The organism is Lacibacter sp. H375, assembly GCF_037892425.1.
Classification (GTDB): domain Bacteria; phylum Bacteroidota; class Bacteroidia; order Chitinophagales; family Chitinophagaceae; genus Lacibacter.
Map to the genome: position 1 here is coordinate 1,785,135 of NZ_JBBKTT010000001.1, position 26,264 is coordinate 1,811,398.

Genomic DNA, 26,264 nt, shown 5'->3' on the forward strand with positions numbered 1-26,264 from the left:
TAACCATCACAATGAAAAAAACTAATTATATAGCCAAAGGCATTAAAGTGTTAAGTATTGCTGCTATAATTACAGCAGCAAGTTGTTCACTCATTTCGTTCACCGTTCGTTCGCTGGGCGATGATTTCTTAAAACAACTGGGATTAACAAAGCCCGGTGCTGAAGAAAAGATCAGGCAGGGAATTCTCGGCGGTTCACTTGATATATATGGCATTAAGGGCCTAAAAAGTATCGCAACAGGAAATCGTGCTGCCGTAGCAGGAGATATTCTTTCTTATACAAAAAAGTATGTAGGCACTACCGATTTTATTAAAAACTACAATGAGATGCGGGATTATTATAAACCCAAATTTCAAAAATTACAAACACCGGAAGAAATGCGTTCTGAGATGATCGCTAATCAGAAAAAGGGTATTGCTCAAATTGAAGAAACTATTAAAAAATCAGATGCTGCTAACAAACCCATATTTGAAAAAGTGCTCATCAGCGCAAAAGAAGACTTAAAAAAAGTAGAAGATCCGAACAACAAACATGTAGTTGCCTACGCAAAAAATTACGAGCAGGGTGTTAAACAAAATCAACAGAATTACGATAGGCAGATTGCCGATTGGGAAGCTAAGTATCCATCAAATCATTTACTGTATGTAAAGAAAAGACTCCAGGAGTTTTTAAATGAAACAGCAGATATTGATTTTGAAGCAGAACTTATTGTCAAGAATGGTAAAAAGTATTTTGTAAACCGGGCTTACGAAAGCAAAGGCAATCGTTGGAAAATGGCCTTCCGTGCAGGAAAAGATGTTATTACAACAGCAAGAACATTTGCCGAAAAATGGATGAGCGAGATCAAATAATATTAACAGGCGGTTTTTTGGTTAAAGCCCCCGTTGTAACGGGGGCTTTTTTTTATACCTGTACTGATTTCCATTTGCCTTTCTTGAAATAATACCAGGCCATTAATGCAATTAACGTTTCTGCTACGGGTATGGCAATGAATGCACCGGTTGATTTCAGATCAAGTCCTTTAGCTAATAAATAAGCAAGCGGTATCTGGAACAACCAGAAGCAAATAAAATTGATCACTGTTGGTGTTTTGGTATCACCGGCACCGTTGAGCGCCTGCACCATCACCATGCCAATGCCATAAAAAATATAACCTGCACCAATGATCTGCAATGCTCTTGCACCATAAGCAACAACGGCTTCTTCCTGTGAAAAGATGCGGATGATTGGTGTGGCAAAGAATACAAACAGTACTGTTACAAAACTCATGAAAATGGCATTATACTTTGCTGCGAGCAAAACACTTTGCTCTGCACGTTGTATTTCTTTGGCACCAAGGTTTTGTCCCACCAAAGTTGCTGCTGCGTTACTCAATCCCCATGCAGGTAATATAAAGAACACCACATTACGGATGGCAATCTGGTAACCTGCTGATGCTGTGGTGCCGCCACTTTCCGCAACTAATTTTGCCAATACGATCCAGCTGCCTGTTGCAATAATAAATTGAAAGGTTGCAGGTGATGCAATAGTTGTGAGTGATCGGATCAATGGACCATCGAAATGAAAATGTTTCTTTTTCATTTGCAATAAACCACTGCCTTTAAACAAATGCCAGCATTGATAAGCCACACCTGAACTTCGGCCAAGTACAGTAGCAATAGCAGCACCTTTCAAACCCATAAAATGAATAAGAATGGGGCAGAGGATGATATTCAACAAGCTGGCGATCCATAAACTTTTCATGGCCATAGCAGCATCACCTGCTCCCCTGAAAATACCATTGATCAGAAACAGAAGAAGAATGACAACACTTCCGCCCAACATAATGCGGGTGAAAATTGCACCTTCTTTTACAACATCACTTGCAGCGCCCATTAACTGTAAAATCTCGCTTGCATAAATAACACCAACGATACTGATCACAATAGCAACGCTGATGCCCAGCACCATTGCCTGTGCACCGGCATGTGCCGCAGCATCCGGATTTTTTTCACCAATTCGTCTTGCTACAACAGCTGTGGCAGCGGTACTTAAGCCAATGGCAACAGAGTAAACGATCATGATCACCGATTCTGTTAAGCCAACGGTGGCAATAGCATTCTTACCGAGCTTGCCTACAAAGAACATATCCACTACTGCGAATACGCTTTCAAGACTCAGCTCAAGGATCATGGGAATAGCTAGGAGAAACACAGCTTTGCGGATACTTCCTTGTGTATAATCCTGCTCCTCACCATTAAGTGATTGTTTAAATGTTTGATAGATATATGATAGCCTGTTACGGTTATTAGTCGTCGTCATGAAAAAGGTTTAATAATATATAAAATGGAATAGCTGAAGTGTTACTTCAGGTAATTGGTGTTTCGGCGTGTGTGTCTTTTATAAAAAGACGAAAAGGAGCTTCATATGCGTAGAAATAAGAGTCGCAAAACTAATCTTTTTCTTTTTGAACCAAAAACATGGTTGTTGACCAAAGGAAACTATCCGTGGAAGACGGTATTTTAAGCTGTTGACAGGGTTTTGATTGTGTGTTGTAAAACAAGTTTGTACTTTTATACCACAACCAACACGAACATGAAATGAGCCATGAAATTTTCGGAGCTAAATCTATCAACCCCGATAAAAATTATATGGTGAATAATCCCGAAAGCTTTCGGGAGCTAAAAGCAAAATAAAAACAGCGCATGAAAAAGTTAGTCGTAGCCCTTATCCTTGTTGTGTCTTCAGCTGCTGCATGGGCGCAGCCCGCACGTATTCCGGTGAATGACCTGAATACAGGTACTAACAACAAACCAAATAATAACACAACAAACTCTCCCAATACACCCACTACAACCAGTAGCGAGTTAAAAAAGTATAGCGATCCGAAAGGCCGGTTTACCATTGGCTATCCCGGCGATTGGAACTTTGATGACAAATTGGGAACAGCTGTTTTTAAAATAACCTCGCCGGCAGAGAATGGAGAAGATAAATTTTTCCAGTACCTGAACCTCCAGATCGAAGAATTAAACTCCGGCACTACAGTTGATGATTATGTAAAAACGAATATGGATGCGGTAAAAGATTTTGTGAAAGGTTATCGTGAAGTTTCTTCGATGTTCTTTAACCGGAATGGTTCACGTGCTTACCAGATCATTTACAAAGGCAAGCCTGGCGAAATGACTTATGATGTGCAGATTAAACAATTATTCTGTATAAATAATGGTAAAGGTTATGTGCTTACTTATATAAGTAAAGAAGGAGAACGTGATGCATATGAAACAACTGCTAATAAAATATTCAACTCGTTCAAATTCTAAGAAGCTTTTAATAAATAAAGAGGGCGGTCGCAAAGCGACCGCCCTCTTTATTTTAGTTTGACTATTGCTGATCTGTATGCATCATCGTCTGTAATTTCTTTGTAAGGAGAAAGAGAATGAGCGATGCTACACCTGCCATGACTACAAAAAGCATGAAGAAGTCATAATTATTACTCATTTCATACCCCAGGAATGTCTTAGTCTTTCCATCGGGATATAAAGCACTTAATACTCCAGCGAGTTTATTCGCAAATGCGTTACCTAAAAACCAAACGGCCATCAATAACGATGCATACTTAAATGGAGCCAGTTTGTTAGCTAATGATAAACCGATCGGCGACAAGCAAAGCTCACCCCAGGTGTGCAACGCATACATACCGGTTAACCAGATCATACTTACTTTAATTCCTGTGCCAACATTCTTTACACCAAATGCGATCCACAAATATCCAATGGCAAGTAAGAATAAACCAATGGCCATTTTTGTTGGAGCGGAAGGCTCGTTTTTGCCAAGTTTGATCCATAACCATGCAAAAACCGGGGCAAACGCTACTACAAATATTGAGTTAAGTGATTGGAACCAGCTTGCTGGAACAGTAAAAAAGCCAAGGTCACGTTGGGTTTGCTCTTCGGCAAAGAACGTAAGTGACGCACCGGCCTGTTCAAAGGCACTCCAGAAAAAGATCACAAAAAATACAACTGTGAAAAGAACAATCACCCTGTTCTTTTCAAATTTGTTCAAAGTTTTGTCAGTCATCACCATCACAAAAATCAGGATCGCTGAGCCGGCAAGCAAATAAGTCATGTAGCTTACTACTTTGGCATCAATATAAAGCATGCCGATCGCTAATGCCGAGAAAGCTGCAAGGCCAAGGATAATAGCAATTGGTTTTATCCAGATTGCTGGAGAATTTGCCGGGGTAAGACCAAGCACTTTATTATCGGGACCAAGCACATATTTTTTATGAAACATTAATTGCACCGCCACACTTATCAGCATACCAATACCGCCGGCTAAGAATGCCCACTTGAAATCAGCAGGGTCGCCGGTGTCGCCAACAAGTCCGCAAATAAACGGACCAAGAGCACCACCCACATTAATACCCATATAGAAGATGGTATAAGCAGGGTCAATTCTTTTATCGTTCTTAGGATATAGTTGCCCAACGAGCGACGAAATATTCGGCTTGAAAAAACCATTACCGGCAATCATTAAACCGAGGCCGGAAAAGAATAATAAAGAAGATAATTCAGGTGAAGAAGAGTAAGTTGAACCGCAAAAGAATAATAAAAATTCACCTAAGGCCATTACAATACCACCGGCAATAATCGAACGTTGGTTGCCCCAATAACGATCTGCAATATAACCACCAATCAAAGGAGTGAGGTAAACGAGACTGGTGTAACTGCCATATAAATTAGAGGCAAATGCTTTATCGAACAGCAATGCTTTTGTCATGAATAAAACCAGTACGGCACGCATGCCATAATAGTTGAATCGTTCCCACATTTCTGTGCCGAATAAAACCCAAAGGCCTTTCGGATGCCCTTTTTGTGCGGTTGTTTCGCTCATATAATTGGTTTAAGTTTTTAATTCGTGGAGTGCCGAAAGTAAGGAATAAATGGAAACGGCTAATTACCGTTCGCATTCTTACAGTTTTGACGAAAGGTTTAGGAAGTTGCGGCAGTATGGGCTAATTTCGGGCCTGAAGTAAAATCCGACATGAATATACTACTGCTTGGCTCCGGTGGCCGTGAACATGCCTTGTCCTGGAAATTTGTACAAAGTCCTTTGTGCGACGAATTGTATATCGCACCTGGCAACGCCGGCACTGCTTTGTGCGGCACGAATATCTCTTTACGGGTGGATGGTGATTTTGAAGCGATGGAACAGTTCTGTCGTGACAAACAGATTCACCTGATAGTTGTAGGTCCCGAAGATCCTCTGGTGAAAGGAGTATACGATCATTTTGAAGAAGCACATAAATCCAATCCATTTTCAGAAGGATGGTTGGGTGTCATAGGCCCATCAAAATATGCAGCCCAGCTCGAAGGAAGTAAAGCCTTTGCTAAAGCTTTCATGGAGCGCTATAATATACCCACTGCTTCATACAAAGAATTTACTGACGAGAATTTTGATGAAGGCCGTGAATATCTCATGAGCCATGCATTGCCCGTTGTGTTAAAAGCCGACGGTTTAGCAGCAGGTAAGGGAGTGATCATTTGTACCAATCATCTGGAAGCGGTTGCTGAATTTGATATGATGATCAATCAACACAAATTTGGTGATGCAGGTAAGAAAGTGGTGATCGAAGAATTTCTGAATGGTATCGAAGTGAGCGTATTTGTCTTGACCGATGGCAAAAACTATTGCATTTTACCTGAAGCCAAGGATTACAAACGTATTGGCGAAGGCGACACTGGTCTTAACACGGGCGGTATGGGCGCAGTAAGCCCGGTACCTTTTGCAGATGATGTGTTTATGCAAAAAGTAAAAGAAAGGATCATTGAGCCGACAATTAATGGGTTTAATCAAGAGGGTTTTGTATACAAAGGTTTTGTCTTTATCGGTCTCATTAAAGTGAACAACGAGCCGTATGTAATTGAATATAACTGCCGCATGGGCGACCCCGAAACAGAGGTGGTAATTCCACGACTGAAAAATGATCTTGTTGAAATGCTTGTTTCAACAGCAAAAGGAGAAGTTGATCAAATCAAGATCGAGCAGGACCCACGTTTTGCAGTGACAATGGTAGCTGTAAGCGGCGGGTATCCAGGTGATTATATCAAGGGCTATGAAATTACCGGCCTCGATCAGTCAAATGCTGAAACAGTTATTTTCCATTCAGGAACTTTGGAAGAAGAAGGCAAAATTGTGAGTAATGGTGGCAGGGTTTTAACGGTTACTTCTTTCGGAAAAGATGTAGCTGAATCGGTAGCAAGATCAAAGCAGGTATTGGAAGGAATACGCTTCATGAAAATGTATTACCGCAGTGACATTGGTTATGAGTTTATAACAACTAACTGACAAGTATAAACGAAGTTTTTGAAACCCTTGTTTTGTTTTTCCTGTTATTGATGAAATTCTTTGCAGGCAAGGCTTCAACTAGTTTTGAAAAATTTGGCGGGAAAAACACTTACGGGCACGGTTTTAGCGTTGTTATTCCAAATTTTTCACTCAAATTTGCAACCATCGGAATTATAATTTCCAGTAACCAATATGGGACTCTTCAACTTTTTTATTCAGGAAATAGCAATGGACCTGGGTACCGCTAATACCCTCATTATACATAACGATGAAATTGTGGTGAATGAACCATCCATCGTAGCACTAGATCGTAATAACCCCAAGAATGTGTTGGCAGTGGGTAAGAAGGCATTGATGATGCATGAAAAAACCCATGAAAGTATCCGCACTGTTCGTCCGTTGAAAGATGGCGTAATTGCCGATTTCAATGCGGCTGAGTTAATGATCCGTGAACTCATCAAATTAGTATTGACCAAAAAACCGTTGTTCGCCCCCAAATGGCGAATGATGATCTGTATACCTTCCAGCATTACCGAAGTAGAAAAAAGAGCTGTGCGTGACAGCGCAGAGCAGGCAGGTGCACAGGAAGTATATCTTCTTCATGAACCAATGGCAGCTGCTCTTGGTATTGGCATTGATGTGGAAGAACCGGTTGGTAATATGATCGTTGATATTGGTGGCGGTACTACCGGAATTACGGTAATTGCACTTGCCGGTATTGTTTGCGACCAAAGTATTCGTATTGCAGGTGATGAATTTACGGCTGATATTATGGAAGCCCTCCGTCGCTATCACAGTTTACTTATTGGTGAACGTACAGCCGAACAGATCAAAATACAGATCGGTGCTGCAATGAAAGAACTCGATAGTCCGCCCGATGATATTCCCGTGAATGGTCGTGATCTTGTAACGGGTATTCCTAAGCAGATTATGGTGAGCTACCAGGAAATTGCCGAAGCATTGGATAAGAGCATTTTCAAAATTGAAGAAGCTATCCTGAAAGCACTTGAGATGACTCCTCCTGAGCTGGCTGCTGATATTTACCGTCGTGGTATTTACATCACCGGTGGTGGTGCCTTGCTCCGTGGCTTAGATAAACGTCTCAATCAAAAAATCAAATTACCTGTTCATATTGCTGATGATCCGCTGAAAAGCGTGGTAAGAGGCACAGGTATTGCACTTAAAAATTACAATCGCTATCCGTTTGTGATGCGCAACTGACTGGGACATTCATAAACGGAAGAACCAATTAAAACCCACCTTTCGTGCGGAATCTTTTTGCTTTTATCAGGCGTTTTTCGGTTTTGTTGTTTTTCCTGCTTTTACAGGTAGTGAGTATGTCTCTGCTTTTCAGGTATAATAAATTTCACCAGGCAGCTTATATGGATACTGCTGGCGAAATAACCGGCAGTATAGAAAAACAGTACAGCAAAGTAAGTGGCTACTTCAGTCTTAAAAAAGAAAATGAAGCGCTGCGTAAACGATTGGCTGAAGTGCAAAACAAACTTTCTGAAAATTTTCAAAGTCCAGATACTACACAACGGATTGTTACAGACTCAATTCCTGTAGACACCACAGGTGTTTTGCGTAAGTATTTATATATGGAGGCGGCAGTTGTAAATAATTCTGTTGCTCAGCCAAATAACTATTTCACCATTCATCGGGGTAGTAAACAAGGTGTGCAGCCGGGTATGGTGGTGATCACTGCAAGCGGTGTGGCAGGGGTGGTACTTGATGTGACGGAAAATTTTGCAACTGCAATGAGCATGCTTAATAAGCAAAGCCGCATTAGTGCTCGGTTAAAGAAAACAGGTGAAAGTGGCCGCATTGAATGGGATGGGAAAAATCCAAGAATTGTACAGCTGCGTGATATACCAAAAAGTGTAAAGCTTGGGAAAGGTGATACTGTTATAACGAGTCAGTATTCAGATTTTCCCTCGGGCATTATGATTGGCGTTATTGAAAAAGTGTTGCTCGAAAAGAGCACGAATAATTACCTGTTGTACGTTCGCCCTGCAAACGACTTCAGCAATTTGCAGAATGTATTTGTGGTGGCTAACCTGCAACGAGAAGAACAACTTGAACTTGAAAAACGTATCAAGCAAAAGAAATGAGCAACCTCCTGCGAAATATCATCCGTTTGATCTTATTCACGTTGGTACAAGTATTTGTACTTAACCAGGTGCCGCCTTTACATCAGTACATCACACCCTACATTTATTTCCTGTTTATTCTTTGGTTGCCTTTTAATATCAGCCGTGGCAGTTTGTTGTTAGTGTCGTTTATTTGCGGTATCAGTCTCGATTTATTTACAAAAACTCCTGGTCTGCATGCAGCAGCTTGTGTATTGATCGGTTACCTTCGTCCTTTTCTTATTAATTTATTAGTGCCACAACAAGGAGTTGAATTCAACTATCGTGAACCTTCTGTTGCAAGTCTTGGCTTTACTCAATATATCACATACGTTTCAGCACTCACGCTGTTTCACCATGGTTGGTTGTTTACCATCCAGGCTTTTCAATTTGGCAATATCTTATATCTTTTATTAAAAACTTTAGGCTCTACCGTAGTAAGTTTGTTGTTGATAACAGTAATTGAAATTATCTTTATACGAAAGCAGAAGTTTTTAACCAATACCTGATGCGCAAATTTTGAAAAACCTTATAAAAGGCCATGGCCGAATTTAATCAATCACGACAAACAACCCTCCGTATTATTATAGCAATTGTGTTTGCCATCATTCTTGTACGATTGATGACATTACAACTGTTTACTTCGAAGTATTCAAAACTGGCAAACGACCAGGCTATTCTCCGCAAAATTGTTTATCCAAGCCGTGGCATCATATTCGATCGTAAAGGCAAAGCGATCCTTGATAACACAACCATGTATGATCTGATGGTTACACCATCTCAATTGAAAGGAATAGATACAGCTACGCTTTGCCGCATACTTGGTATTGACACAGCTCAGTTTAAAGAAAGAGTAGTAACAGCTATTATCAAGAACTCACGCAACAGACCGTCGGTGTTTGAACCGTTGCTGTCGCCTGAAAAATATGCACGGGTAAATGAGAATTTGTTTCGCTTTCAGCCCGCTTTCTTTTTACAGGAACGACCAATTCGTACCTATCCGTTCAAAGCTGCTGCTCATATTCTTGGTTATGTAGGTGAAGTTGATTCTCCAATGTTGAAGCGATCAAACTTCTTTTACCAGATGGGAGATTTTGCCGGCCGAAGTGGGTTGGAAAGTTATTATGAAAAAATATTGATGGGTCAACGTGGTATTCAATACATCCTGCGTGATAATTTCAACAGGCCTATTGGTAAATATGAGAATGGTGAATTTGATACGGCTTCTGTTGCAGGTCGTCATCTTAACACTTACATAGATGTGGAAGTGCAACAACTTGCGGAGAAATTAATGAATGGCAAAGTTGGAAGTGTGGTAGCTATTGAACCAAGCACCGGGGGCATCATTGCCATGACATCGGGACCAACTTATGATCCTAATGAGTTAACAGGTTCTGAATCGAGAAAAAATTTCAGCCGGTTGTTTTTAGATCCTGCATCACCATTACTCAATCGAGGCATGCAAGGTGTTTATCCTCCGGGTTCAACCTTTAAACCATTGGGTGCACTGGTTGCTTTAGATGAAGGATTGATCACTCCTGAATTTGGTTACTCCTGTTTTGGACGTTACGGTCCTTGTGGCCGACCAGCCTGTACACACAGTAATGCCGGCCATGCTGCAAATCTTAGTTTATCCATTGCCAATTCCTGCAACTCCTATTATGCACATGTATTACGCATGGCACTCGACAATAAAAAATATGGAAATATTGAAGGTGGTTTAATGAAGTGGAAAGAATACATGTCGGGTTTTGGTTTGGGACATCGTCTTGGTATTGATCTGCCCGGTGAATACGCTGGTTATATTCCTGATACGGCACGTTACAACAAAGTTTTTAGAAAAGGTGGCTGGAGTTCATGTACCATCGCATCGTTAGGAATTGGACAAGGTGAAATACAGGCCACACCTATGCAAATGGCCAATGCCATGTGTTTAATTGCGAACAGAGGTTGGTATTACACGCCGCACTTTGTAAAAGACATTGATGGTGAAACAGCTGAAGACACATTGCTGCGTAAGTATCGTCAAAAGATATCACCGCTTCATATTCCAAACGATTATTACCAGGCGGTAATTGATGGTATGGAAATGGTGGTAACCAATGGTACGGCACGCAATGCTGCTATTGATGGTTTTGCTGTTTGTGCAAAGACCGGAACAGTAGAAAATTATTTTAGAAATAAAAAGCAACAGAACCATTCATTCTTTGTGGCCTTTGCACCAAAGGATAATCCGAGGATCGCTATTTGTGTGGTGGTGGAAAATGCAGGCTTTGGTTCAACGTGGGCTGCACCAATTGCATCTTTGCTGATGGAAAAGTTCCTGACTGATTCTATTGCAGGCGATCATCGCAAGGCTGAGATCGAGCGTATCAGTAATGTTATTATTACCCCGGCAAAGATCAGGTATGAATTACACCGGAGAGATTCGATCAAACAGGTGAGAGATTCTGCACAACGTGTAAAAGAAAGACGCATGCGACTTGATTCAACAGCAGTCGGTCAATTACGTACTACACCTTCGTCTCCTGCGAAGCAACCGGCAAGAAAGGAAAAACAAATAAAGCTCATTGCCATTATACCCACTGAGCGATTACAATCATTTAAAGAAGCGAAGCAACGTAACAGCTGATGGAGAAACAGGCAAGCATAGGAAAAGGAGTTGATGCTACAACGGTATTGTTGTATTACGCCTTGGTGCTGGTGGGTTTTATTGCCATATTCTCAGTTGAGTTTCGAATGGGCGATTCGTTTGTTCAATCATTACTTGAGTTAAAGAAAAACTATTCACGGCAGGTATTGTTCATTGGTATCAGCTCACTGGTGGGTGTGTTTATTCTATTAACTGATAGCAAGTTTTTTACCACCATTGCCAATCTCTTGTATATGGCCGGTATCTTACTGATGTTGTTGACGTTTGTGATCGGGAAAGATATCAGTGGTTCCAAATCATGGATCGCTTTAGGTGGAGGGTTTAATTTGCAACCTGCCGAATTATGTAAAGTATTTACTGCGTTAGCATTGGCAAAATATTTAAGCCGACAGGAAACAGAATTCAATAATCTCCGGTCGCACCTTATTGCATTTGCTTTAACACTCGGTCCCGCACTATTATCTATTGCACAAAAGGAAACCGGTCTTGCGTTGGTTTATTTTTCTTTCTTTTTGGTGATGTACCGTGAGGGGTTACCTGCAATGTATTTGATCGTTGGTTTCTCCTTTGTGGTATTGTTTATCTCGTCAATCGTATTGTCGTTTTTGGTGTATGCAATTGCGCTGGGTATTATTGCCTTGATCATTATTTATTATTTCTGGCGACAGATCAAACGTAACATGTTTTTATTACTCGCTCTGATCATTATTTATCTTGTGTTGCTGGGCTTTCATATGTTTGTGAATATTGTTGTATTTGATAAGATCATGAAACCTTACCAGGCTGCACGTGTTTTAAACATGTTTGGTAAGAGTTATATTCCAAGATCGGCTGAACGTATTGCACAATTTGAAAAGGAGCAGGCAAGTGGTAAGAAAAGAGATTACACGTATAATGTAAAACAATCAAAAATCGCAATTGGTTCCGGCGGATTGGCAGGTAAAGGATTTTTAAAAGGAGTTACCACGCAAGGCGATTTTGTACCTGAGCAACATACCGATTTTATTTTCACAGCTATTGCCGAAAGTTTTGGTTTTTGGGGCAGCGCTTTGCTGCTTGGGTTATATTTCTTTCTCTTATATCGCATTATAACGCTTGCTGAACGACAACGCAGTACATTTTCAAGGGTGTATTGTTATAGTGTAGCTGCTATTCTACTCTTTCATGTCATGATCAATATCAGCATGACAATTGGTTTAATGCCAGTAATCGGGATTACACTACCTTTACTAAGCTATGGTGGATCTTCACTTGTTACATTCACCATCCTGATCTTTATTATGCTGCGCCTCGATGCAGATCGTAGTATGGTGCTTCGGTAAAAAAGATCAACGCTTGTCTGCCGCTCTGTTATTGATCAAGTTAAACCGTTCGTGTATGAAAAAATATCTCTGCACATTTTACCTCCCCGATTTACTGGAAGATGATTTTTGGGCAAGTATTCCAAGCCATCGGCAACATATCAATGATTTGATGCGTGAAGAAGTGATCATTACTTATTCAGTAAATGGGTTGCGTACCAAAGGCTGGGTAGTATTAAACGCTGATTCTGAAATTGAAGCTGCAGAAATGATCGATAAATTTCCCATCCGCAAGTTTATTCAGTACGAGTTGGATGAACTCTTCATTTTTGATACCATGATCGGCGCACCAAAACTGGTGATGAATTGATTAAACTTCCTGCCTGTATCTTTGCAACCTGTTAAATGAATTCAGGCAACAGCAGTTGCACGTAAATAATAAGATACATGAGAATAATTCCACTTTCAGAAGGTAGTTTCACAGTTGATGGTTCCAAGAAATTTGTTCCTTTTGATCCCGAAAAAGATAATATAAAAGATCGCCCGGCAGGTAGTTTACTGGTTGAAGTGCAGCCATTTGTTGTTATTACCGAGAAGGATATTTTGTTACTTGATACAGGCTTAGGTTTTACAATGCCCGATGGCACATTGCAGATACATCATAACCTGATGCAGGCAGGCATCAATCCAATGGAAGTAACAAAAGTGTTGATGAGTCATTTGCATAGAGATCATGCAGGTGGTGTGAGTAAAGAAGATGCCGTATTGCAACAACGCTTTATCAGTTTTCCAAACGCAACATACATCGTCAATAAACAGGAACTTGAAATTGCTGTGAGCAAATTATCAAAGTCGTATGCAATTGATGATGTAAGCATATTGCCAGAATCAGATCATTTGCAGCTTGTAGAAAGCTCAGGCGTGATCGATGATTATATTCATTACGAATGGACAGGTGGGCATAGTCCATGGCACCAGGCATTCTGGATAAAAGAAAATAACGAAACCGTTTTCTTTGGTGGTGATGTTGCACCACAATTGTTCCAGATGAAAACAAAGTTTGTTACGAAATATGATTTTGATGGGAAGCTTGCTGCTGATCTTCGTGTGAAGTGGTGGGCGCAAGGACAGAAAGAAAACTGGAAGTTTTTATTCTACCATGATCTCAAAACACCGGTATTTAGTTTTTAATATGAGCTGTTTTTAAGGACACAACACACTCTATAAGCTTCATATATATTTTTCTTTAAAGTCATCATTAAACCCATTGTTTTTGTAAAGTTGTCTGAAGTAAACTACTAGCTGAAGATGGCTTTCTTGTTTTTATTGGATGGCTGAAATGCAGTGCTGCAGCGGGTTTCAGGGCAAAAAAATAGGCCAACCCTGAAAAGAGTCGGCCGTTGCTAACCTATGAAAAACACCTATTCGCAAATTTATAACATAAGAACCTAAAATTCCAAATTAATTTCTCTTTTGACGTTGCAACATTGGCTTGTTTGGGCGGTTCTTTAACTGATTCAATAACACTCCACGAAACTCACGTTCAGCCTGGAAAAATTTATTCATTCTGGGCTGTCCTATTACACCAACAAAACGATCACGATATTTTTTTCTGATGTCTAATATTCTTTGCTCATCATCAACCACATCTTTATTCGGATTGTTTCGTTGTGTAAGCATTACCTGGTTTACATCACGTTTATACTCGTTATAAATAGGCCAGAATCGTTGCGCTTCATTTTCTGTTAAGTTGAGTTTCCGGCTAATGAATGCAACTTCAAGTGCTTTGATCTTTTCTTGTTGTTTAGGGTCTGGTTGTTCATCCTGTGCAAATGCAAAGCCAGTAATTCCTAATGCAAGAACCAACATCATCATTATCTTTTTCATTATACTATCCTCCGGGTGTTTTAATTTATTTGTGTGTTAGTAGTGGTTGTTGTTTTTTCGAGTTCTTTCATAAATGATTCAAGAAACTCGTCATCCATATAATCTGTTTCTTCAGGCAACTTACTGTGATCAATTGATTCGTTGATCTTCTCTACATCTTTTGTGTCAGCATTCATTTGAAGGTAACTCACAATTGCATCATCACTCAAACCTGCTAATTCGTTGTTGAATTGTTTTTGAGTTTTTATATGCTCAACCTGTGCAATGTCAGAAGCAATTGCACTTGATTGTTGTTTCAGCAAAAGGTTTATTCCAAATGCAATCATGGTAAACACAACTGCAGCGGCTGCATAACGGATGATCAGTTTGCGACTGAAAATAGAAACCACTTTTGTTTCTTCTTTCAACTGCTTGTTTACAGCTTCCTCAAAACCATCGAAGTAGCCAGCTGGCACTTCATATACATTCTGTTTGCTGATGCCAGCAAGTAAAGGAGATAATGAAGCCAACTCTTCCCTTGCTGATTGCTCTGGTTGAGCTTTTACTTTATCAAGAATACTTTCAGACAATGTATCAAAATAACCCGCTGGAACATCCTGTGGCATTTGTTTGCCCGCCACCTGCAAGAGTGAGTTTTCCTCCTGCCCACCAGCTGCAATTCTCGCCATGATCACCGAGCTGAGTGTTTCGAAATAAACCTCCGGCACTTGGTAAGGCACCGTGGGGTTGATCTGCGCCACAACCACACTGATCTGTTCTAATTCATTTAATATGTCTTTATTCCTTGTCATTTTCTGTTTCTATAGATGTTTTTAAGCGCTCTTCGTTTAACGGTTGAGGATAAAATCCTCGATTTTTTTTACTGCGTGATGATAGCTGGCCTTGAGGGCACCTTCGCTTGTTTCCAGCACCCGGCTCATTTCTTCATAAGGCATCTCATCGTAGTACCTGAGAGCGAACACAGCCCGTTGCTTTTCAGGGAGTTGCTGAATAGCCAGTTGCAGTTTCCATTCAAGCCTGTTGGCATCAAAATGCTTGTCGGCTTTAATGGTATTGCTTAAACCCGCTTCAACCTGATCCATCGATACGGCTGTTCTTTTTTTCCGCTGCTCGAGAAAGGTTAAACTTTCGTTGGTGGCAATTCGGTAGAGCCAGGTGTAGAGTTGGGCATCCTCCCGGAAATTTTCCAACCCGTTCCAAACCTTGATGAACATGTTTTGCAGCACATCGTTTGCATCTTCATGCTCTACCACCATGCGGCGGATATGCCAATAAAGCTTTTCCTGGTATTTTTTGATAAGACGGGTAAAAGCCCGCTCCTTTGTGGCAGGGTCATGGAACTGCAGCAGTAATTCCTTGTCGTCTGGTTGCGTCATTGTTGAATAGAGGTTTTCTGGTTTGGATCTTTCTATTAGTTCGTAAAAATAGAAAAAGCCATTGGTAAGATGACTTTTGAAGGGAAAAGTTTAATGCAGGAAGCTAAGAGATTTCGGATTTGGGTTGTCACTACAAGACTCAGGCGCATTACTTCAAAAAACTTACTTTGCAGCCAATATTTTGCCTCAACAGTTTAAAAGTGTAAACATGAAAAAATCAATTGCATTTGTCGCTTTTCTAGCTTTCACACTCAATAGTTTTTCACAAACTCAGATGACACCTGAACTGCTCTGGAGTTTGGGAAGGGTAACCGGTCTTGGTATTTCAAAAGACAAACAATGGGTACTGTATAGTGTGAGCACACCTGATATCAATGAAAATAAAAGCAAACGAAAAGTTTTCGCAGTTCCGATAAATGGAGGCGCAGCGGTTGTAATAGACAAGCCGGACAGTTTGCTTGCCAATGATCGGGTGTCACCAGATGGCAAATACATTATCAGCGCTGTTGATGTAAAACTGAAAAAGGTCGATGGAAAAGAGTTCTACCCCGAACTATCGAAATCAAATGTGCAGATTTACGATCAACTCAATTATCGCCATTGGGACACTTGGGAAGATGGTGCGTTTTCACACGTGTTTGTAGCACCAGTAAAAGATGGCAAAGCTGGTGAAGCAAAAGATATTATGCCGGGCGAATTGTATGATTGTCCGCAAAAACCTTTTGGTGGTGATGAAGATTTTATCTGGAGCCCCGATAGTAAAAAGATCATTTATGTAACCAAAAAGAAATACGGTACCGCTTATGCAGTAAGTACGAATACCGATCTGTATGAATACAACATTGAAACCGGGCAAACAAAAAACCTGACTACTGGAATGATGGGTTATGATATTAATCCTGCCTATAACCAAAAAGGGGATTTGGCCTGGCTTAGTATGAAACGTGATGGTTTCGAATCCGACAAACAAGATATTATTGTAAGCAATGGCATCAGTAAACAGAATCTTACTGCGGCAAGAGACAATATTCATGTGGAAGGTTTTAAATGGAGCGAAGACAATAAAACAATTTTCTTTTGGGCTCCCATTAATGGCACTTTGCAATTGTTTGAAGTAAACTACCCCGGCTTAACAAAAATGGCACCGGTGGTAAGACAAATAACGAAAGGTGATTTTGATATATCAGGAATTGTAGGACAGTCAGGTAATACATTGATCGTTTCACGTACCGATATGAATCATGCAACAGAATTATATAGCGTGAACCGGACCAACGGAGAAATGAAACAACTCACACATGTGAATGATGCCACATATGCCAGTATCGGCATGAGTAAAACAGAACGACGTTTTGTAAAAACGACTGATGGAAAAGATATGTTGGTGTGGGTGATCTATCCTCCCGGGTTTGATCCAAACAAAAAATATCCTGTATTGCTTTATTGCCAGGGTGGACCACAATCGCCACTTACGCAATTTTATTCTTTCCGCTGGAACTTCCAGTTAATGGCAGCGAATGGATATATTATTGTTGCACCAAACCGTAGAGGCATGCCGGGCCATGGTACTAAGTGGAATGAACAGATCAGCAAAGATCATGGTGGGCAGGCAATGAGAGATTATCTATCGGCCATTGACAATGTGAGCAAAGAAAAATTTGCTGACAAAAACAGGTTGGGTTGTGTTGGTCCCAGCTATGGTGGTTATTCAGTGTATATGTTAGCGGGCATGCATAACAATCGATTCAAATCATTTATTTCTCATGATGGGATATTTGATTTCCGAAGTATGTATGGCACCACCGAAGAATTGTGGTTTGTAGATTGGGATTATGGCGGAGCTTATTGGGACACAAAAAATGCTGCCGCACAAAAATCATATCAGCAATTCTCGCCTTCAAATTTTGTAGGCAAATGGAATACGCCAATGCTTATTTTCCAGGGCGGTAAAGATTATCGTGTACCAACAGGCCAGGCTTTGCAGGCTTTCCAGGCATTGCAGTTAAAAGGAATAAAAAGCAGGCTGGTCTATTTGCCAGATGAAAACCATTGGGTGTTGAGTGCACAAAATGCACAGGTTTGGCAACGGGAATTTTTCAAATGGTTGAAAGAGACGTTGTGAAAAACAATCAATGACTATTTACATCCCGGACTATAACCAAACATTTTTTTAAATGCATAAGAAAAACTGCTAAGATTATTGTAACCGATGTGGTAGGCTACATCGGTTACATTCATTGTTCGCTCAGTCAGTAATTGTTTTGCTTCCTGCATACGCAACCGATGAATGTCTCCAAACACAGTGGATTGAAAGAAGTGCTTATATCCTTTCTTAAGTTTATACTCATTCAAACCAAAGCGATGAGTAATAGCTTTCAAACTTAATTCTTCGAGATACGAGCCAGCAATATATTCCTTCACAGCATAGAGCTTTTCTTTATCGGCCGCCGACCAGCATTCTTTTGTATTGTTTCCCTGAAATAAATTCACCTGCTCCATTTGCAGTACGAACAGTTCGAGCAATTTACTTTCAGTAAAAATGTAGCGTGTAATGCCAGTAAAAGGACATTGACGGATGGCTTGTATTATTTCAGCGATACGTTGTTGCCAATAGAAAGCATCCGATGCTCCAAGAAAATTAGTTTTCTTTTCAAGGTGTTTGCAAAAATTGGCGAGTGCGCCACCAGGTTCGTGTTCAACAAGACTGTTTAAATATTCAGGATGATAAGTAATGGTACAGGCATGAAACGTTGGTGAATGAATAATATGCGTACCTGAAAATGTTGTGTTGTACTGAATGTTGTGTTGTTGTTTGCCAAAATACAAAGGTTCACGCATGTTGGTGAAACGTGACTCCACATCCCCCTGTATTACAAATACCGATTCAGTTGATTCTTTCGGCACTGCATCATACAAGCTAAAAGACTGTTCGGCTTCCATATACAATTCTGTGAACAACATGTCTGGCGTATTGATAGCACTCAGCTTACCGTTTGCCAGGCCTTGTTCTTTAAACTGTGCAGTGAAATGTGTATAGCGTTCACTGCTGTAGATCAACTCTTGTTCTGTTGATCCAAAGTACTGGTCCCATTGAGCCAGATCAAGTTTATCCATTTGTCGAAAATTTTAATCCGTTTATCTAAATGATAACGGTCTCTTCATGATTCAACTTTGCTGTATTAAAATAAAAGCAAAATGAAAAACATTTCTAAAACAGCAGTACGTACTGAGGGAAATACTGCATCAATTGTAAAAAAAGGCAAATGGAAACAAACACTGATATACCTGTTTTACCCGGTGGGAGTTGTACGCATCTGGCGTAGTAAAGCAAAAATTTGGGTGAAGCTGATGTACAGCATCTTTGTGTTGCCTGTGTTTCTATTAATTGCTGTATACAGCAGCATTGTATTATTTGGAGCCTTCCTGCCAAAACTTGATCGTACTGTTGGTAATCGCACAGATAAAACCATTGTAAACAAAGAAGGTAATTACTCAGCCACTTTTGTAAAAACGGGAACAGAAACAAACAATGCATACGAACTGGTGCAGGTTGAACTTGAACCAAACGGTGGTAACGACTGGCACTATCACACAAGTTTTGTTGAAGAGTTTACGGTGATAGATGGTAAAATAAGAATTGGCAAAAATGGTGACGAAGTAATGCTTGATAAAGGACAAACAACATCAGCAAATAAAACAGATATGCATTATTTCAAAAATGCATTAGATAAAAAATCTGTGTTGCTGGTAAAAGTTACACCAGCCGCCGGGTTAGAAAAAACATTGCGTGTAGCATACGGATTGATCAATGATGGTTTGCTGAAAAATGATATGACAGAAAATCCCTGGCATATGTGTCTGCTGCTTGGCTATAGCGAATCCTATCTGCAGGGAATGCCCGGCTGGTTCCAGGAACCGTTGATCAGTGCATTAGCGAAAATTGCGCAATGGAAAGGTGAAGACAAAGAGCTGACTAAGTATTACATGTAATTAGTGATAAAAAACAAAACCCCGAGACTGCGGTCGGGGTTCATTATAATAAGCAAGTAGTTCTCTTATTTTCTGCTCAACACTTTTTCTGCAGCAGCAGCAATGTCTGCTACATCCAAACCATATTTTTTCAACAGATCAACCGGTTTGCCACTTTCACCAAATGTATCTTTTGTGCCGATCATTTCAATAGGAATAGGGAAGTGCTTCGCTGCAACCTGTGCAATACTATCGCCTAAACCACCAATGATGTTATGCTCTTCAGCAGTAACAGCGCATTTTGTTTTTTTGATAGAAGCTAATACTGCTTCTTCATCCAAAGGTTTAATGGTGTGTATGTTGATCACTTCAACTGAAATTCCTTTTTCCTGTAATTGTAACCCGGCTTGTATAGCATACCAAACCATATGGCCACAAGCAAAGATGGTAACATCAGTACCGTCGCTGAATTTTTGTGCTTTACCAATCACGAAATCACCTTCTGCAGGTGTGAAAATGGGCCATACCGGACGGCCGAAACGCAGGTAAACTGGTCCGTGGTGTTCAGCCACAGCCATTGTTGCCTGTTTTGTTTGATTATAATCGCATGGAACAATCACCGTCATGCCAGGTAACATTTTCATCATACCAATATCTTCTAAGATCTGGTGTGTGGCACCATCTTCTCCCAGCGTTAAACCGGCATGTGATGCACAGATCTTTACATTCTTATCGCTGTAAGCAACTGATTGACGGATCTGATCGTATACACGACCTGTACTGAAGTTGGCGAAGGTTGTTGTATAAGGAATTTTACCACCAATGGTTAAACCGGCTGCTATGCTGATCATGTTTGCTTCAGCAATACCCACTTGTATAAAACGCTCGGGAAATTCTTTAATAAAGGCCTGAAGTTTCATGGAACCCGCGAGATCGGCGGTTAATGCTACTACGTTTTCGTTCTTGCGTGCTGCTTCTAAAATACCATCGCCAAAACCGCTACGGGTATCTTTATTGCCGCTTACCTGGATATCCTGTAATGCCATTTGCAGAAGTTTAAATAAGACGTTTGTTATGTTTTATATGAGCAGGTGGAGGAAGGCTCCAGCCCCAATTTCGCTGCAAAGAAAAGGGAAAGTTTTGAGTTGAGCAGAAACAAAAAATCGCAGAACGAATGTGTGTCGGTCTGCGATTTTTGTTGCAGCAACAAGCTGCATTTATTGCATTAATTCAGGATGCTGTTTTGACTTCCGTAAAGGCTTTCGTCTTTTTTGAGTTTCAGCTCCCATTGCCAGGCCGTATCCATCATTTGCTCAAGGCTATACTCAGGGTTCCAGCCTAAACGGGTTCTTGCTTTATCATTGTTGGCATAAGTTGCCACCACATCACCTGCACGACGTGGACCTATTTTGTAATTAAGTTTTTGCCCGCTTACTTTTTCAAACATATTAATGGCTTCTAAAACTGTTACTCCATTACCAGTACCGAGATTAAACACCTCGCAACGGGTGAGATTTCTTTTTTCCACGAGGTAATCAATTGCCAGCGTGTGTGCATGTGCCAGATCGCACACGTGAATAAAATCACGTACACAAGAACCATCTCTTGTTGGATAATCGTTGCCAAACACCGTCATTTGCGGGAGTTTGCCAATGGCTGTTTGTGTAATTGCCGGCACAAGGTTCTGTGGCTTGCCCAAAGGTAATTCACCAATTATGCAACTTGGGTGTGCACCAACCGGGTTGAAATAGCGCAGCAAAATAGCATTGGTTGAGAAACTTTTTACCGATTCACTGACGATCTGTTCACCCATTTGTTTGGTATAGCCATATGGACTTTCAGCAGGTTTGGGCGGAGTTTCTTCTGTTACAGGCACCACATCAGGATTACCATATACCGTGCAGGATGATGAGAATACAAAATGCGGAATCTGAAACTCCTGTACACATTTCAACAGGTTGATGAGTGAAAGCAGATTGTTTTCAAAATACATCAGCGGACGTTCAACACTTTCACCTACTGCTTTGTAAGCGGCAAAATGAATAACACCAGTGATGTCTGGGTTTTCCTGCAATACAGCATATGTTTCATCGTAGTTACAGAGGTCAACTTTGTAGCTCTTTACTTTTTTGCCAAGAATTTTTTCGGCACCTTCCAGCAGCTTCGTGTTGGACCGTGAGTTGTTATCAACACAAACAACATCGTATCCGTTTTCAACAAGATCAACAATGGTGTGTGCTCCTATATAACCACATCCGCCTGTAACTAAGATTTTTTCCATATATAATTATTACTATGTTGTTTTATGATTTGATGAGATTCATAATGTACTGTCCGTAACCGCTTTTCAATAAGGGCTTCGCCAGTTCCTGTAATTGCTCTGTTGTTATAAATCCTTTGCGCCATGCAATTTCTTCGATGCAGGCGATCTTAATACCTTGTCGCTGTTCAATCACCTGAACAAACTGCGATGCCTGCATCAAGGAATCGAAAGTGCCAGTATCTAACCAGGCTGTACCACGGTCGAGTATAGACACTTTCAATTTACCAAGTTTCAGGTATTCTTTGTTCACATCCGTAATTTCATATTCACCACGTGGACTTGGTTTCAGTTCTTTTGCGATCCTCACCACATCGTTATCATAGAAATACAAACCTGGAACTGCGTAATTGCTTTTTGGGTTCGATGGCTTTTCTTCAATGCTCAACGCATTCATGTTCTCATCAAAATCAACCACACCGTAACGCTCTGGATCGCTCACATGATAAGCGTAAATGATACCACCATCGGGATCGGTGTTGTTAGCAAGTAATTTGCCCAAACCTGCACCGTAGAAAATATTATCACCGAGTACAAGTGCCACTTTATCGTTGCCGATAAATTCTTCGCCTATTACAAATGCCTGTGCAAGTCCGTTTGGTATAGCTTGTTCAGCATAAGAAAATTCAACGCCTAAATTCTTTCCATCTCCCAGCAGCCTTTTGAAATTGGGAAGATCCTGTGGTGTGGAAATGATCAGGATCTCACGGATACCAGCCATCATTAAAACTGATAACGGGTAATAGATCATTGGCTTGTCATAGATTGGCATGATCTGTTTACTGATGGCAAAGGTGATGGGGTGTAATCTTGTACCTGAACCGCCTGCCAGAATAATTCCTTTCATGTGTTCACTTTTATTGTTTTTAGCCACATAGTATTCGCCTATGAACCTCTCGGTTAGCGTTAACTTTTGGTATGGCTCAATTCATATAGATGTTTATTGAGCCGCAAAGATGCAACTACCTGCCAGAAATAAAAAATCCAACCTTGGGGGTTGGATTCTTCAAAATTATTTCAAAACCAATTAATCAAAACCGGGTATAAAAAAGTGGAACAATGCATAAACCAAAGCTGCCACTAATGCACTAACAGGAATCGTCAATATCCATGCCCACAACAGGTTGATGGTTACACCCCAGCGCACTGCACTTAAACGACGTGTTGCACCCACCCCCACAATTGAACCGGTGATAGTATGTGTTGTACTTACCGGGGCACCTAAGTTAGCTGCAGTAAACAAGGTAATAGCGCCTGCTGTTTCCGCAACAACACCTTCCAATGGAGAAACCTTGGTGATCTTGGTACCCATTGTTTTAATGATCTTCCAACCACCACTCATGGTACCCAGGGCGATAGCCGAGTAACAGGCAATAGGTATCCAATTAGGCATTTCACCTAAATGGAACTGGTTAGGATCGTAGGCAATTAAGGCTGCCATGATGATACCCATTACTTTTTGCGCATCGTTACCACCATGACCAATACTGAAGATAGCTGAAGAAACCAACTGTAGTTTTTTATACATGTTTGCTGTGCGGTAAGCTGTTTCACCACGCCAGTGATTGTAGAGGTATGTGCTTACGAAAATTACACCGAGCACAAGCAAGGCCCATCGTTCAAAATCTTTTTTGAAAGGGATCAAGAATACACTTCCGACAACTAATCCAACTATTATGGCAATCTTAAGCCAGAAGTTTCGCTGGATAGTTACAATGGTAATGAAAACCGAGATCAGCATTCCGATGATGGGAGCTAGTATAATAAAGATGAGTGTTTTGTAAATACTCGTTGGGTCAATACTTTCAAAACCGGCATGCGCAATTGCTGCTCCTGCAAAACCACCGATCAATGTGTGTGATGATGAAGAAGGGATACCATACCACCAGGTAAGAAGGTTCCAGAAAATAGCCGCCACCAATCCTGAAAGAACAAGCGGCATGGTGATGAATTCTTTATGTACTGTTTTTGCAATGGTATTTGCCACGGCATGATCAGTAAAAATAAAGAAGGCAATAAAGTTGAAAAAAGCTGCCCATACAACTGCCTGGAAAGGAGTTAGTACTTTGGTAGAAACAATTGTGGCAATAGAGTTGGCCGCATCATGAAACCCATTGATATAATCAAAGATGAGAGCCAGTGCTATGATGATTACAAGTAAAGTCATAAAATCAATTTGAAAATAAAGGGATTTGAGAATTTGAAAATGATATCAGCATCTGTTCGCTTTGCATTTTCAAATGATTATTTTTCAGGATTTCAAATTGGGTTATGCATATTTAACAATGATGGATTCAATAACATTGGCTGCATCTTCGCACTTATCGGTTGCAATTTCCATCACCTGGTAGATCTCTCTTTTCTTGATCACTTCTTTTGCATCGTTCTCGGTTGCAAACAGGCGCTCAATACTGTAATCAAATACATCATCCGCCTGGTTTTCGATACTGTTGATACGAACAAGTGCATCAGTAATTTGGCGCATGTTCTTCATATCTTTTAATTCAGTTACAGCTATTTTAATGTTTTCGCAACCTTGCACGATCAGTTCAGCCATTTTGCTGAAGCTCTCATGCTGCGGATCTACACGGTAGAAGTTGATCTTTTTTGCAGAAGCGAAAATATAATCGGCCACATCGTCCATTGCAGTGGCGAGGTAGTGAATGTCTTCACGATCAAACGGGGTAATAAAGTTGCGGCTAAGCTCAGTAAAGATCTTATGGGTTAGATCATCGTTTTTATGTTCAAGATCTTCGATCTGGCGGAGAATATCGGCTCTTACATCAAACTCACGTTCATTTACCATTTTCTTTAAAAGCACTGCCATCTCTAATGAGGTTACAGATACTTCCTCAAACAGCTGGTAAAAAACACGGTCTTTGGGTAAGAAGAACTTCATGAATGAACTGATAACTGACATAAGTATTATGATTTATTTAATCCTTAAAAATTTAATTGTGCCTGTATACGCAATAAACGACCCGTCTGAAAATTATCACGCAGTTTCGAATCTTCGAATCTTCTGCTTGAAATAGTATAAGCCGTAGTAAGTTCGAAATTTTTATTCACTTGCCACTCTAGCCCCATTTCAATCTCTTTCACGTTGTAACTCCTTGCGTCCAGCTCGTGTTTTTTCCCACCTTCATAATGCTGAACTCTGGTGTATGGGAAAAAGAACATTTCTTTTTTCTTTTTCGATTGAAACCTGGCATAAACGGTAGCATATCCACCTTTCAGGTTTTTCGTTTCAATAGAATCAGTTAACGGGTTGTATTGCGGACCACGCCCTACATTGTACTCAGTTAACACGCCTATTGGATTCGGGTATAAATGTAAGCTTACAGCTGCACGTTCATCACGAAAAGCAAAATCATTAGCTGCTTTTACCCCTGAAGTTCTGAATTCTGCCGGCAATACATATTCACCTGCATAAGCCTGTATGCCCGGCTCTATGATCTGTTTGTTTATTTTAAAGGGGTAACTGAGTCTCGAAACCACATGTACCTTTTTGTTTTGCTCAGGACGATTTGCAGTTTGCCCGTTATATACACCAAATGCGAACACACCATAATCTCCCGAACCTTTTCGGTTATCATTGATAAAAACCGGGTACTGCTCTCTCACTGTCGAAGGAGCCCAGTAAAAGAAAGCACCAAGGTCACGTTCGTTTGAAACTGCACTGTTCAATCCATCGTTACGGTCAAGCGGTAAACGGTTTTGACTCGATTGCATGTTTTCAAAACCATATGGAACTTTACTTTGGCCAACACGTAATCTGAATTCATTTTTTTTGTCAAATCCAATATCGAGATAAGCGTCCCTTACCTGGAAGATGTTTTGGGTAGTTCCAATAGAACTGCCAAAGTCTGGCTGAATGTAGAAATAAACATTTTTGGTAAGATCACCGCTCAGAATTAAACGGCCTCTTCTGATAGCAAAGCCTCCGCTTTTACCCCATGATCTGTCGCATTGCTCACATTTGAGATTTTCATTTGTTTCTAACAACCTGTTGTAACGAACCTGCATATAACCACGGAGGTTAATAGTTTCGTACCACTTCTTTTTAGGAGTAGATACAACTGTGTCTGTCTGATTTTTTTGGGCCATGAGGTTGTTGGTATGTAATAATAACAATACAATCATAGCCCCTACGATTGTCTTCAATGGTATTACCTTTTAATTGCAGCGCAAAGGTGCTAAATCGATTAACAAGGGCGGCTGTACCTGTATTACCAAATTGTTAACTCTGTAAAAAAGCCCCACCAGAAAAGGCAGGGCGTTGCAATTAAAAGATAATAT

General features: G+C 40.5%; 24 protein-coding genes. 12 read left to right on the plus strand and 12 right to left on the minus strand.

Annotated features, from left to right (window positions below):
• Positions 1-11 precede the first annotated feature (11 nt).
• The gene (locus tag WG954_RS07930) at positions 12-851 is read left to right on the plus strand and encodes a hypothetical protein (protein ID WP_340435273.1); all 840 of its coding nucleotides are present in this window, start codon (positions 12-14) and stop codon (positions 849-851) included.
• A gap of 52 nt (positions 852-903) precedes the next feature.
• Here WG954_RS07930 and WG954_RS07935 read toward each other — a convergent pair whose 3' ends face one another.
• Positions 904-2,301, minus strand: a complete 1,398-nt coding sequence (locus WG954_RS07935; RefSeq protein ID WP_340435274.1) for an MATE family efflux transporter — start codon at positions 2,299-2,301, stop codon at positions 904-906.
• A 383-nt stretch (positions 2,302-2,684) separates the two neighbouring features.
• On the opposite strand from WG954_RS07935, the gene WG954_RS07940 reads away from it, so the two are divergent.
• Positions 2,685-3,299, plus strand: a complete 615-nt coding sequence (locus WG954_RS07940) for a PsbP-related protein (RefSeq protein ID WP_340435276.1) — start codon at positions 2,685-2,687, stop codon at positions 3,297-3,299.
• Positions 3,300-3,360: 61 nt separating this feature from the next.
• Here WG954_RS07940 and WG954_RS07945 read toward each other — a convergent pair whose 3' ends face one another.
• Positions 3,361-4,872, minus strand: coding sequence for a peptide MFS transporter (locus WG954_RS07945; RefSeq protein ID WP_340435278.1), 1,512 nt, complete (start codon positions 4,870-4,872; stop codon positions 3,361-3,363).
• 150 nt (positions 4,873-5,022) lie between these two features.
• On the opposite strand from WG954_RS07945, the gene purD reads away from it, so the two are divergent.
• From purD to WG954_RS07985, 8 genes are all read left to right on the plus strand, one after another.
• Positions 5,023-6,327 (plus strand): phosphoribosylamine--glycine ligase, encoded by a 1,305-nt coding sequence (purD, locus tag WG954_RS07950; protein ID WP_340435279.1) that lies wholly within the window; start codon positions 5,023-5,025, stop codon positions 6,325-6,327.
• A 192-nt stretch (positions 6,328-6,519) separates the two neighbouring features.
• Positions 6,520-7,548 carry a rod shape-determining protein gene (locus tag WG954_RS07955; protein ID WP_182803849.1) on the plus strand — a complete coding sequence of 343 codons (1,029 nt, stop codon included), beginning with the start codon at positions 6,520-6,522 and terminating at the stop codon, positions 7,546-7,548.
• Positions 7,549-7,592: 44 nt separating this feature from the next.
• Positions 7,593-8,441 carry a rod shape-determining protein MreC gene (gene mreC, locus WG954_RS07960; protein WP_340435281.1) on the plus strand — a complete coding sequence of 283 codons (849 nt, stop codon included), beginning with the start codon at positions 7,593-7,595 and terminating at the stop codon, positions 8,439-8,441.
• Positions 8,438-8,968, plus strand: coding sequence for a rod shape-determining protein MreD (locus tag WG954_RS07965; RefSeq protein WP_340435283.1), 531 nt, complete (start codon positions 8,438-8,440; stop codon positions 8,966-8,968). The genes mreC and WG954_RS07965 overlap by 4 nt, the downstream gene beginning before the upstream one ends.
• 32 nt (positions 8,969-9,000) lie before the next feature.
• Positions 9,001-11,091 (plus strand): penicillin-binding protein 2, encoded by a 2,091-nt coding sequence (gene mrdA / locus WG954_RS07970; protein WP_340435285.1) that lies wholly within the window; start codon positions 9,001-9,003, stop codon positions 11,089-11,091.
• Positions 11,091-12,434, plus strand: a complete 1,344-nt coding sequence (rodA, locus tag WG954_RS07975) for a rod shape-determining protein RodA (RefSeq protein WP_340435287.1) — start codon at positions 11,091-11,093, stop codon at positions 12,432-12,434. The genes mrdA and rodA overlap by 1 nt, the downstream gene beginning before the upstream one ends.
• Positions 12,435-12,489: 55 nt before the next feature.
• Entirely contained in the window at positions 12,490-12,783 is a 294-nt protein-coding gene (locus WG954_RS07980) for a hypothetical protein (RefSeq protein ID WP_340435289.1), read from the plus strand.
• Positions 12,784-12,860: 77 nt separating this feature from the next.
• Positions 12,861-13,604, plus strand: a complete 744-nt coding sequence (locus tag WG954_RS07985; RefSeq protein WP_182803860.1) for an MBL fold metallo-hydrolase — start codon at positions 12,861-12,863, stop codon at positions 13,602-13,604.
• Between the two features lie 270 nt (positions 13,605-13,874).
• Here WG954_RS07985 and WG954_RS07990 read toward each other — a convergent pair whose 3' ends face one another.
• From WG954_RS07990 to WG954_RS08000, 3 genes are read right to left on the minus strand one after another with little or no spacing between them, the layout of a single operon-like run.
• Positions 13,875-14,300, minus strand: coding sequence for a hypothetical protein (locus tag WG954_RS07990; RefSeq protein WP_340435292.1), 426 nt, complete (start codon positions 14,298-14,300; stop codon positions 13,875-13,877).
• A 20-nt stretch (positions 14,301-14,320) separates the two neighbouring features.
• Entirely contained in the window at positions 14,321-15,091 is a 771-nt protein-coding gene (locus tag WG954_RS07995; RefSeq protein WP_340435295.1) for a hypothetical protein, read from the minus strand.
• A gap of 36 nt (positions 15,092-15,127) precedes the next feature.
• On the minus strand, positions 15,128-15,676 hold the full coding sequence (locus tag WG954_RS08000; RefSeq protein ID WP_340435297.1) for an RNA polymerase sigma factor: 549 nt from the start codon (positions 15,674-15,676) through the stop codon (positions 15,128-15,130).
• A 208-nt stretch (positions 15,677-15,884) separates the two neighbouring features.
• Between WG954_RS08000 and WG954_RS08005 the strand changes: the two genes are divergently transcribed.
• The gene (locus WG954_RS08005) at positions 15,885-17,798 is read left to right on the plus strand and encodes a S9 family peptidase (RefSeq protein WP_340435298.1); all 1,914 of its coding nucleotides are present in this window, start codon (positions 15,885-15,887) and stop codon (positions 17,796-17,798) included.
• 14 nt (positions 17,799-17,812) lie between these two features.
• Here WG954_RS08005 and WG954_RS08010 read toward each other — a convergent pair whose 3' ends face one another.
• Entirely contained in the window at positions 17,813-18,790 is a 978-nt protein-coding gene (locus WG954_RS08010) for a helix-turn-helix domain-containing protein (RefSeq protein ID WP_340435299.1), read from the minus strand.
• Positions 18,791-18,871: 81 nt separating this feature from the next.
• Here WG954_RS08010 and WG954_RS08015 point away from each other — a divergent pair, with 81 nt between their 5' ends.
• Positions 18,872-19,666, plus strand: a complete 795-nt coding sequence (locus WG954_RS08015; protein WP_340435300.1) for a cupin domain-containing protein — start codon at positions 18,872-18,874, stop codon at positions 19,664-19,666.
• Between the two features lie 65 nt (positions 19,667-19,731).
• Here the strand turns inward: WG954_RS08015 and WG954_RS08020 are convergent, their stop codons facing one another.
• The 6 genes from WG954_RS08020 to WG954_RS08045 all read right to left on the minus strand — a co-directional run bounded on the left by WG954_RS08020 (position 19,732) and on the right by WG954_RS08045 (position 26,129).
• On the minus strand, positions 19,732-20,691 hold the full coding sequence (locus tag WG954_RS08020; RefSeq protein ID WP_340435302.1) for a transketolase family protein: 960 nt from the start codon (positions 20,689-20,691) through the stop codon (positions 19,732-19,734).
• A gap of 179 nt (positions 20,692-20,870) precedes the next feature.
• Positions 20,871-21,926 carry a UDP-glucose 4-epimerase GalE gene (gene galE / locus WG954_RS08025; RefSeq protein WP_340435303.1) on the minus strand — a complete coding sequence of 352 codons (1,056 nt, stop codon included), beginning with the start codon at positions 21,924-21,926 and terminating at the stop codon, positions 20,871-20,873.
• A gap of 22 nt (positions 21,927-21,948) precedes the next feature.
• Positions 21,949-22,812, minus strand: coding sequence for a glucose-1-phosphate thymidylyltransferase RfbA (gene rfbA, locus WG954_RS08030; RefSeq protein ID WP_340435305.1), 864 nt, complete (start codon positions 22,810-22,812; stop codon positions 21,949-21,951).
• A 180-nt stretch (positions 22,813-22,992) separates the two neighbouring features.
• The gene (locus WG954_RS08035) at positions 22,993-24,132 is read right to left on the minus strand and encodes an inorganic phosphate transporter (RefSeq protein WP_340435308.1); all 1,140 of its coding nucleotides are present in this window, start codon (positions 24,130-24,132) and stop codon (positions 22,993-22,995) included.
• A 102-nt stretch (positions 24,133-24,234) separates the two neighbouring features.
• A complete protein-coding gene (locus WG954_RS08040) occupies positions 24,235-24,885 on the minus strand; it encodes a DUF47 domain-containing protein (RefSeq protein ID WP_340435310.1) in 651 nt (216 codons plus the stop codon).
• Positions 24,886-24,908: 23 nt separating this feature from the next.
• Complete coding sequence (locus tag WG954_RS08045; RefSeq protein WP_340435312.1) at positions 24,909-26,129, minus strand: porin; 1,221 nt, start codon at positions 26,127-26,129, stop codon at positions 24,909-24,911.
• Positions 26,130-26,264: the final 135 nt, after the last annotated feature.

Bases quoted from the DNA above. Each gene is read 5' to 3' on its own strand.
- WG954_RS07930 (WP_340435273.1), top strand. From the start codon at position 12: ATGAAAAAAACTAATTATATAGCCAAAGGCATTAAAGTGTTAAGTATT.
- WG954_RS07935 (WP_340435274.1), bottom strand. From the start codon at position 2,301: ATGACGACGACTAATAACCGTAACAGGCTATCATATATCTATCAAACA.
- WG954_RS07940 (WP_340435276.1), top strand. From the start codon at position 2,685: ATGAAAAAGTTAGTCGTAGCCCTTATCCTTGTTGTGTCTTCAGCTGCT.
- WG954_RS07945 (WP_340435278.1), bottom strand. From the start codon at position 4,872: ATGAGCGAAACAACCGCACAAAAAGGGCATCCGAAAGGCCTTTGGGTT.
- purD (WP_340435279.1), top strand. From the start codon at position 5,023: ATGAATATACTACTGCTTGGCTCCGGTGGCCGTGAACATGCCTTGTCC.
- WG954_RS07955 (WP_182803849.1), top strand. From the start codon at position 6,520: ATGGGACTCTTCAACTTTTTTATTCAGGAAATAGCAATGGACCTGGGT.
- WG954_RS07965 (WP_340435283.1), top strand. From the start codon at position 8,438: ATGAGCAACCTCCTGCGAAATATCATCCGTTTGATCTTATTCACGTTG.
- mrdA (WP_340435285.1), top strand. From the start codon at position 9,001: ATGGCCGAATTTAATCAATCACGACAAACAACCCTCCGTATTATTATA.
- rodA (WP_340435287.1), top strand. From the start codon at position 11,091: ATGGAGAAACAGGCAAGCATAGGAAAAGGAGTTGATGCTACAACGGTA.
- WG954_RS07980 (WP_340435289.1), top strand. From the start codon at position 12,490: ATGAAAAAATATCTCTGCACATTTTACCTCCCCGATTTACTGGAAGAT.
- WG954_RS07985 (WP_182803860.1), top strand. From the start codon at position 12,861: ATGAGAATAATTCCACTTTCAGAAGGTAGTTTCACAGTTGATGGTTCC.
- WG954_RS07990 (WP_340435292.1), bottom strand. From the start codon at position 14,300: ATGAAAAAGATAATGATGATGTTGGTTCTTGCATTAGGAATTACTGGC.
- WG954_RS07995 (WP_340435295.1), bottom strand. From the start codon at position 15,091: ATGACAAGGAATAAAGACATATTAAATGAATTAGAACAGATCAGTGTG.
- WG954_RS08000 (WP_340435297.1), bottom strand. From the start codon at position 15,676: ATGACGCAACCAGACGACAAGGAATTACTGCTGCAGTTCCATGACCCT.
- WG954_RS08005 (WP_340435298.1), top strand. From the start codon at position 15,885: ATGAAAAAATCAATTGCATTTGTCGCTTTTCTAGCTTTCACACTCAAT.
- WG954_RS08010 (WP_340435299.1), bottom strand. From the start codon at position 18,790: ATGGATAAACTTGATCTGGCTCAATGGGACCAGTACTTTGGATCAACA.
- WG954_RS08015 (WP_340435300.1), top strand. From the start codon at position 18,872: ATGAAAAACATTTCTAAAACAGCAGTACGTACTGAGGGAAATACTGCA.
- WG954_RS08020 (WP_340435302.1), bottom strand. From the start codon at position 20,691: ATGGCATTACAGGATATCCAGGTAAGCGGCAATAAAGATACCCGTAGC.
- galE (WP_340435303.1), bottom strand. From the start codon at position 21,926: ATGGAAAAAATCTTAGTTACAGGCGGATGTGGTTATATAGGAGCACAC.
- rfbA (WP_340435305.1), bottom strand. From the start codon at position 22,812: ATGAAAGGAATTATTCTGGCAGGCGGTTCAGGTACAAGATTACACCCC.
- WG954_RS08035 (WP_340435308.1), bottom strand. From the start codon at position 24,132: ATGACTTTACTTGTAATCATCATAGCACTGGCTCTCATCTTTGATTAT.
- WG954_RS08040 (WP_340435310.1), bottom strand. From the start codon at position 24,885: ATGTCAGTTATCAGTTCATTCATGAAGTTCTTCTTACCCAAAGACCGT.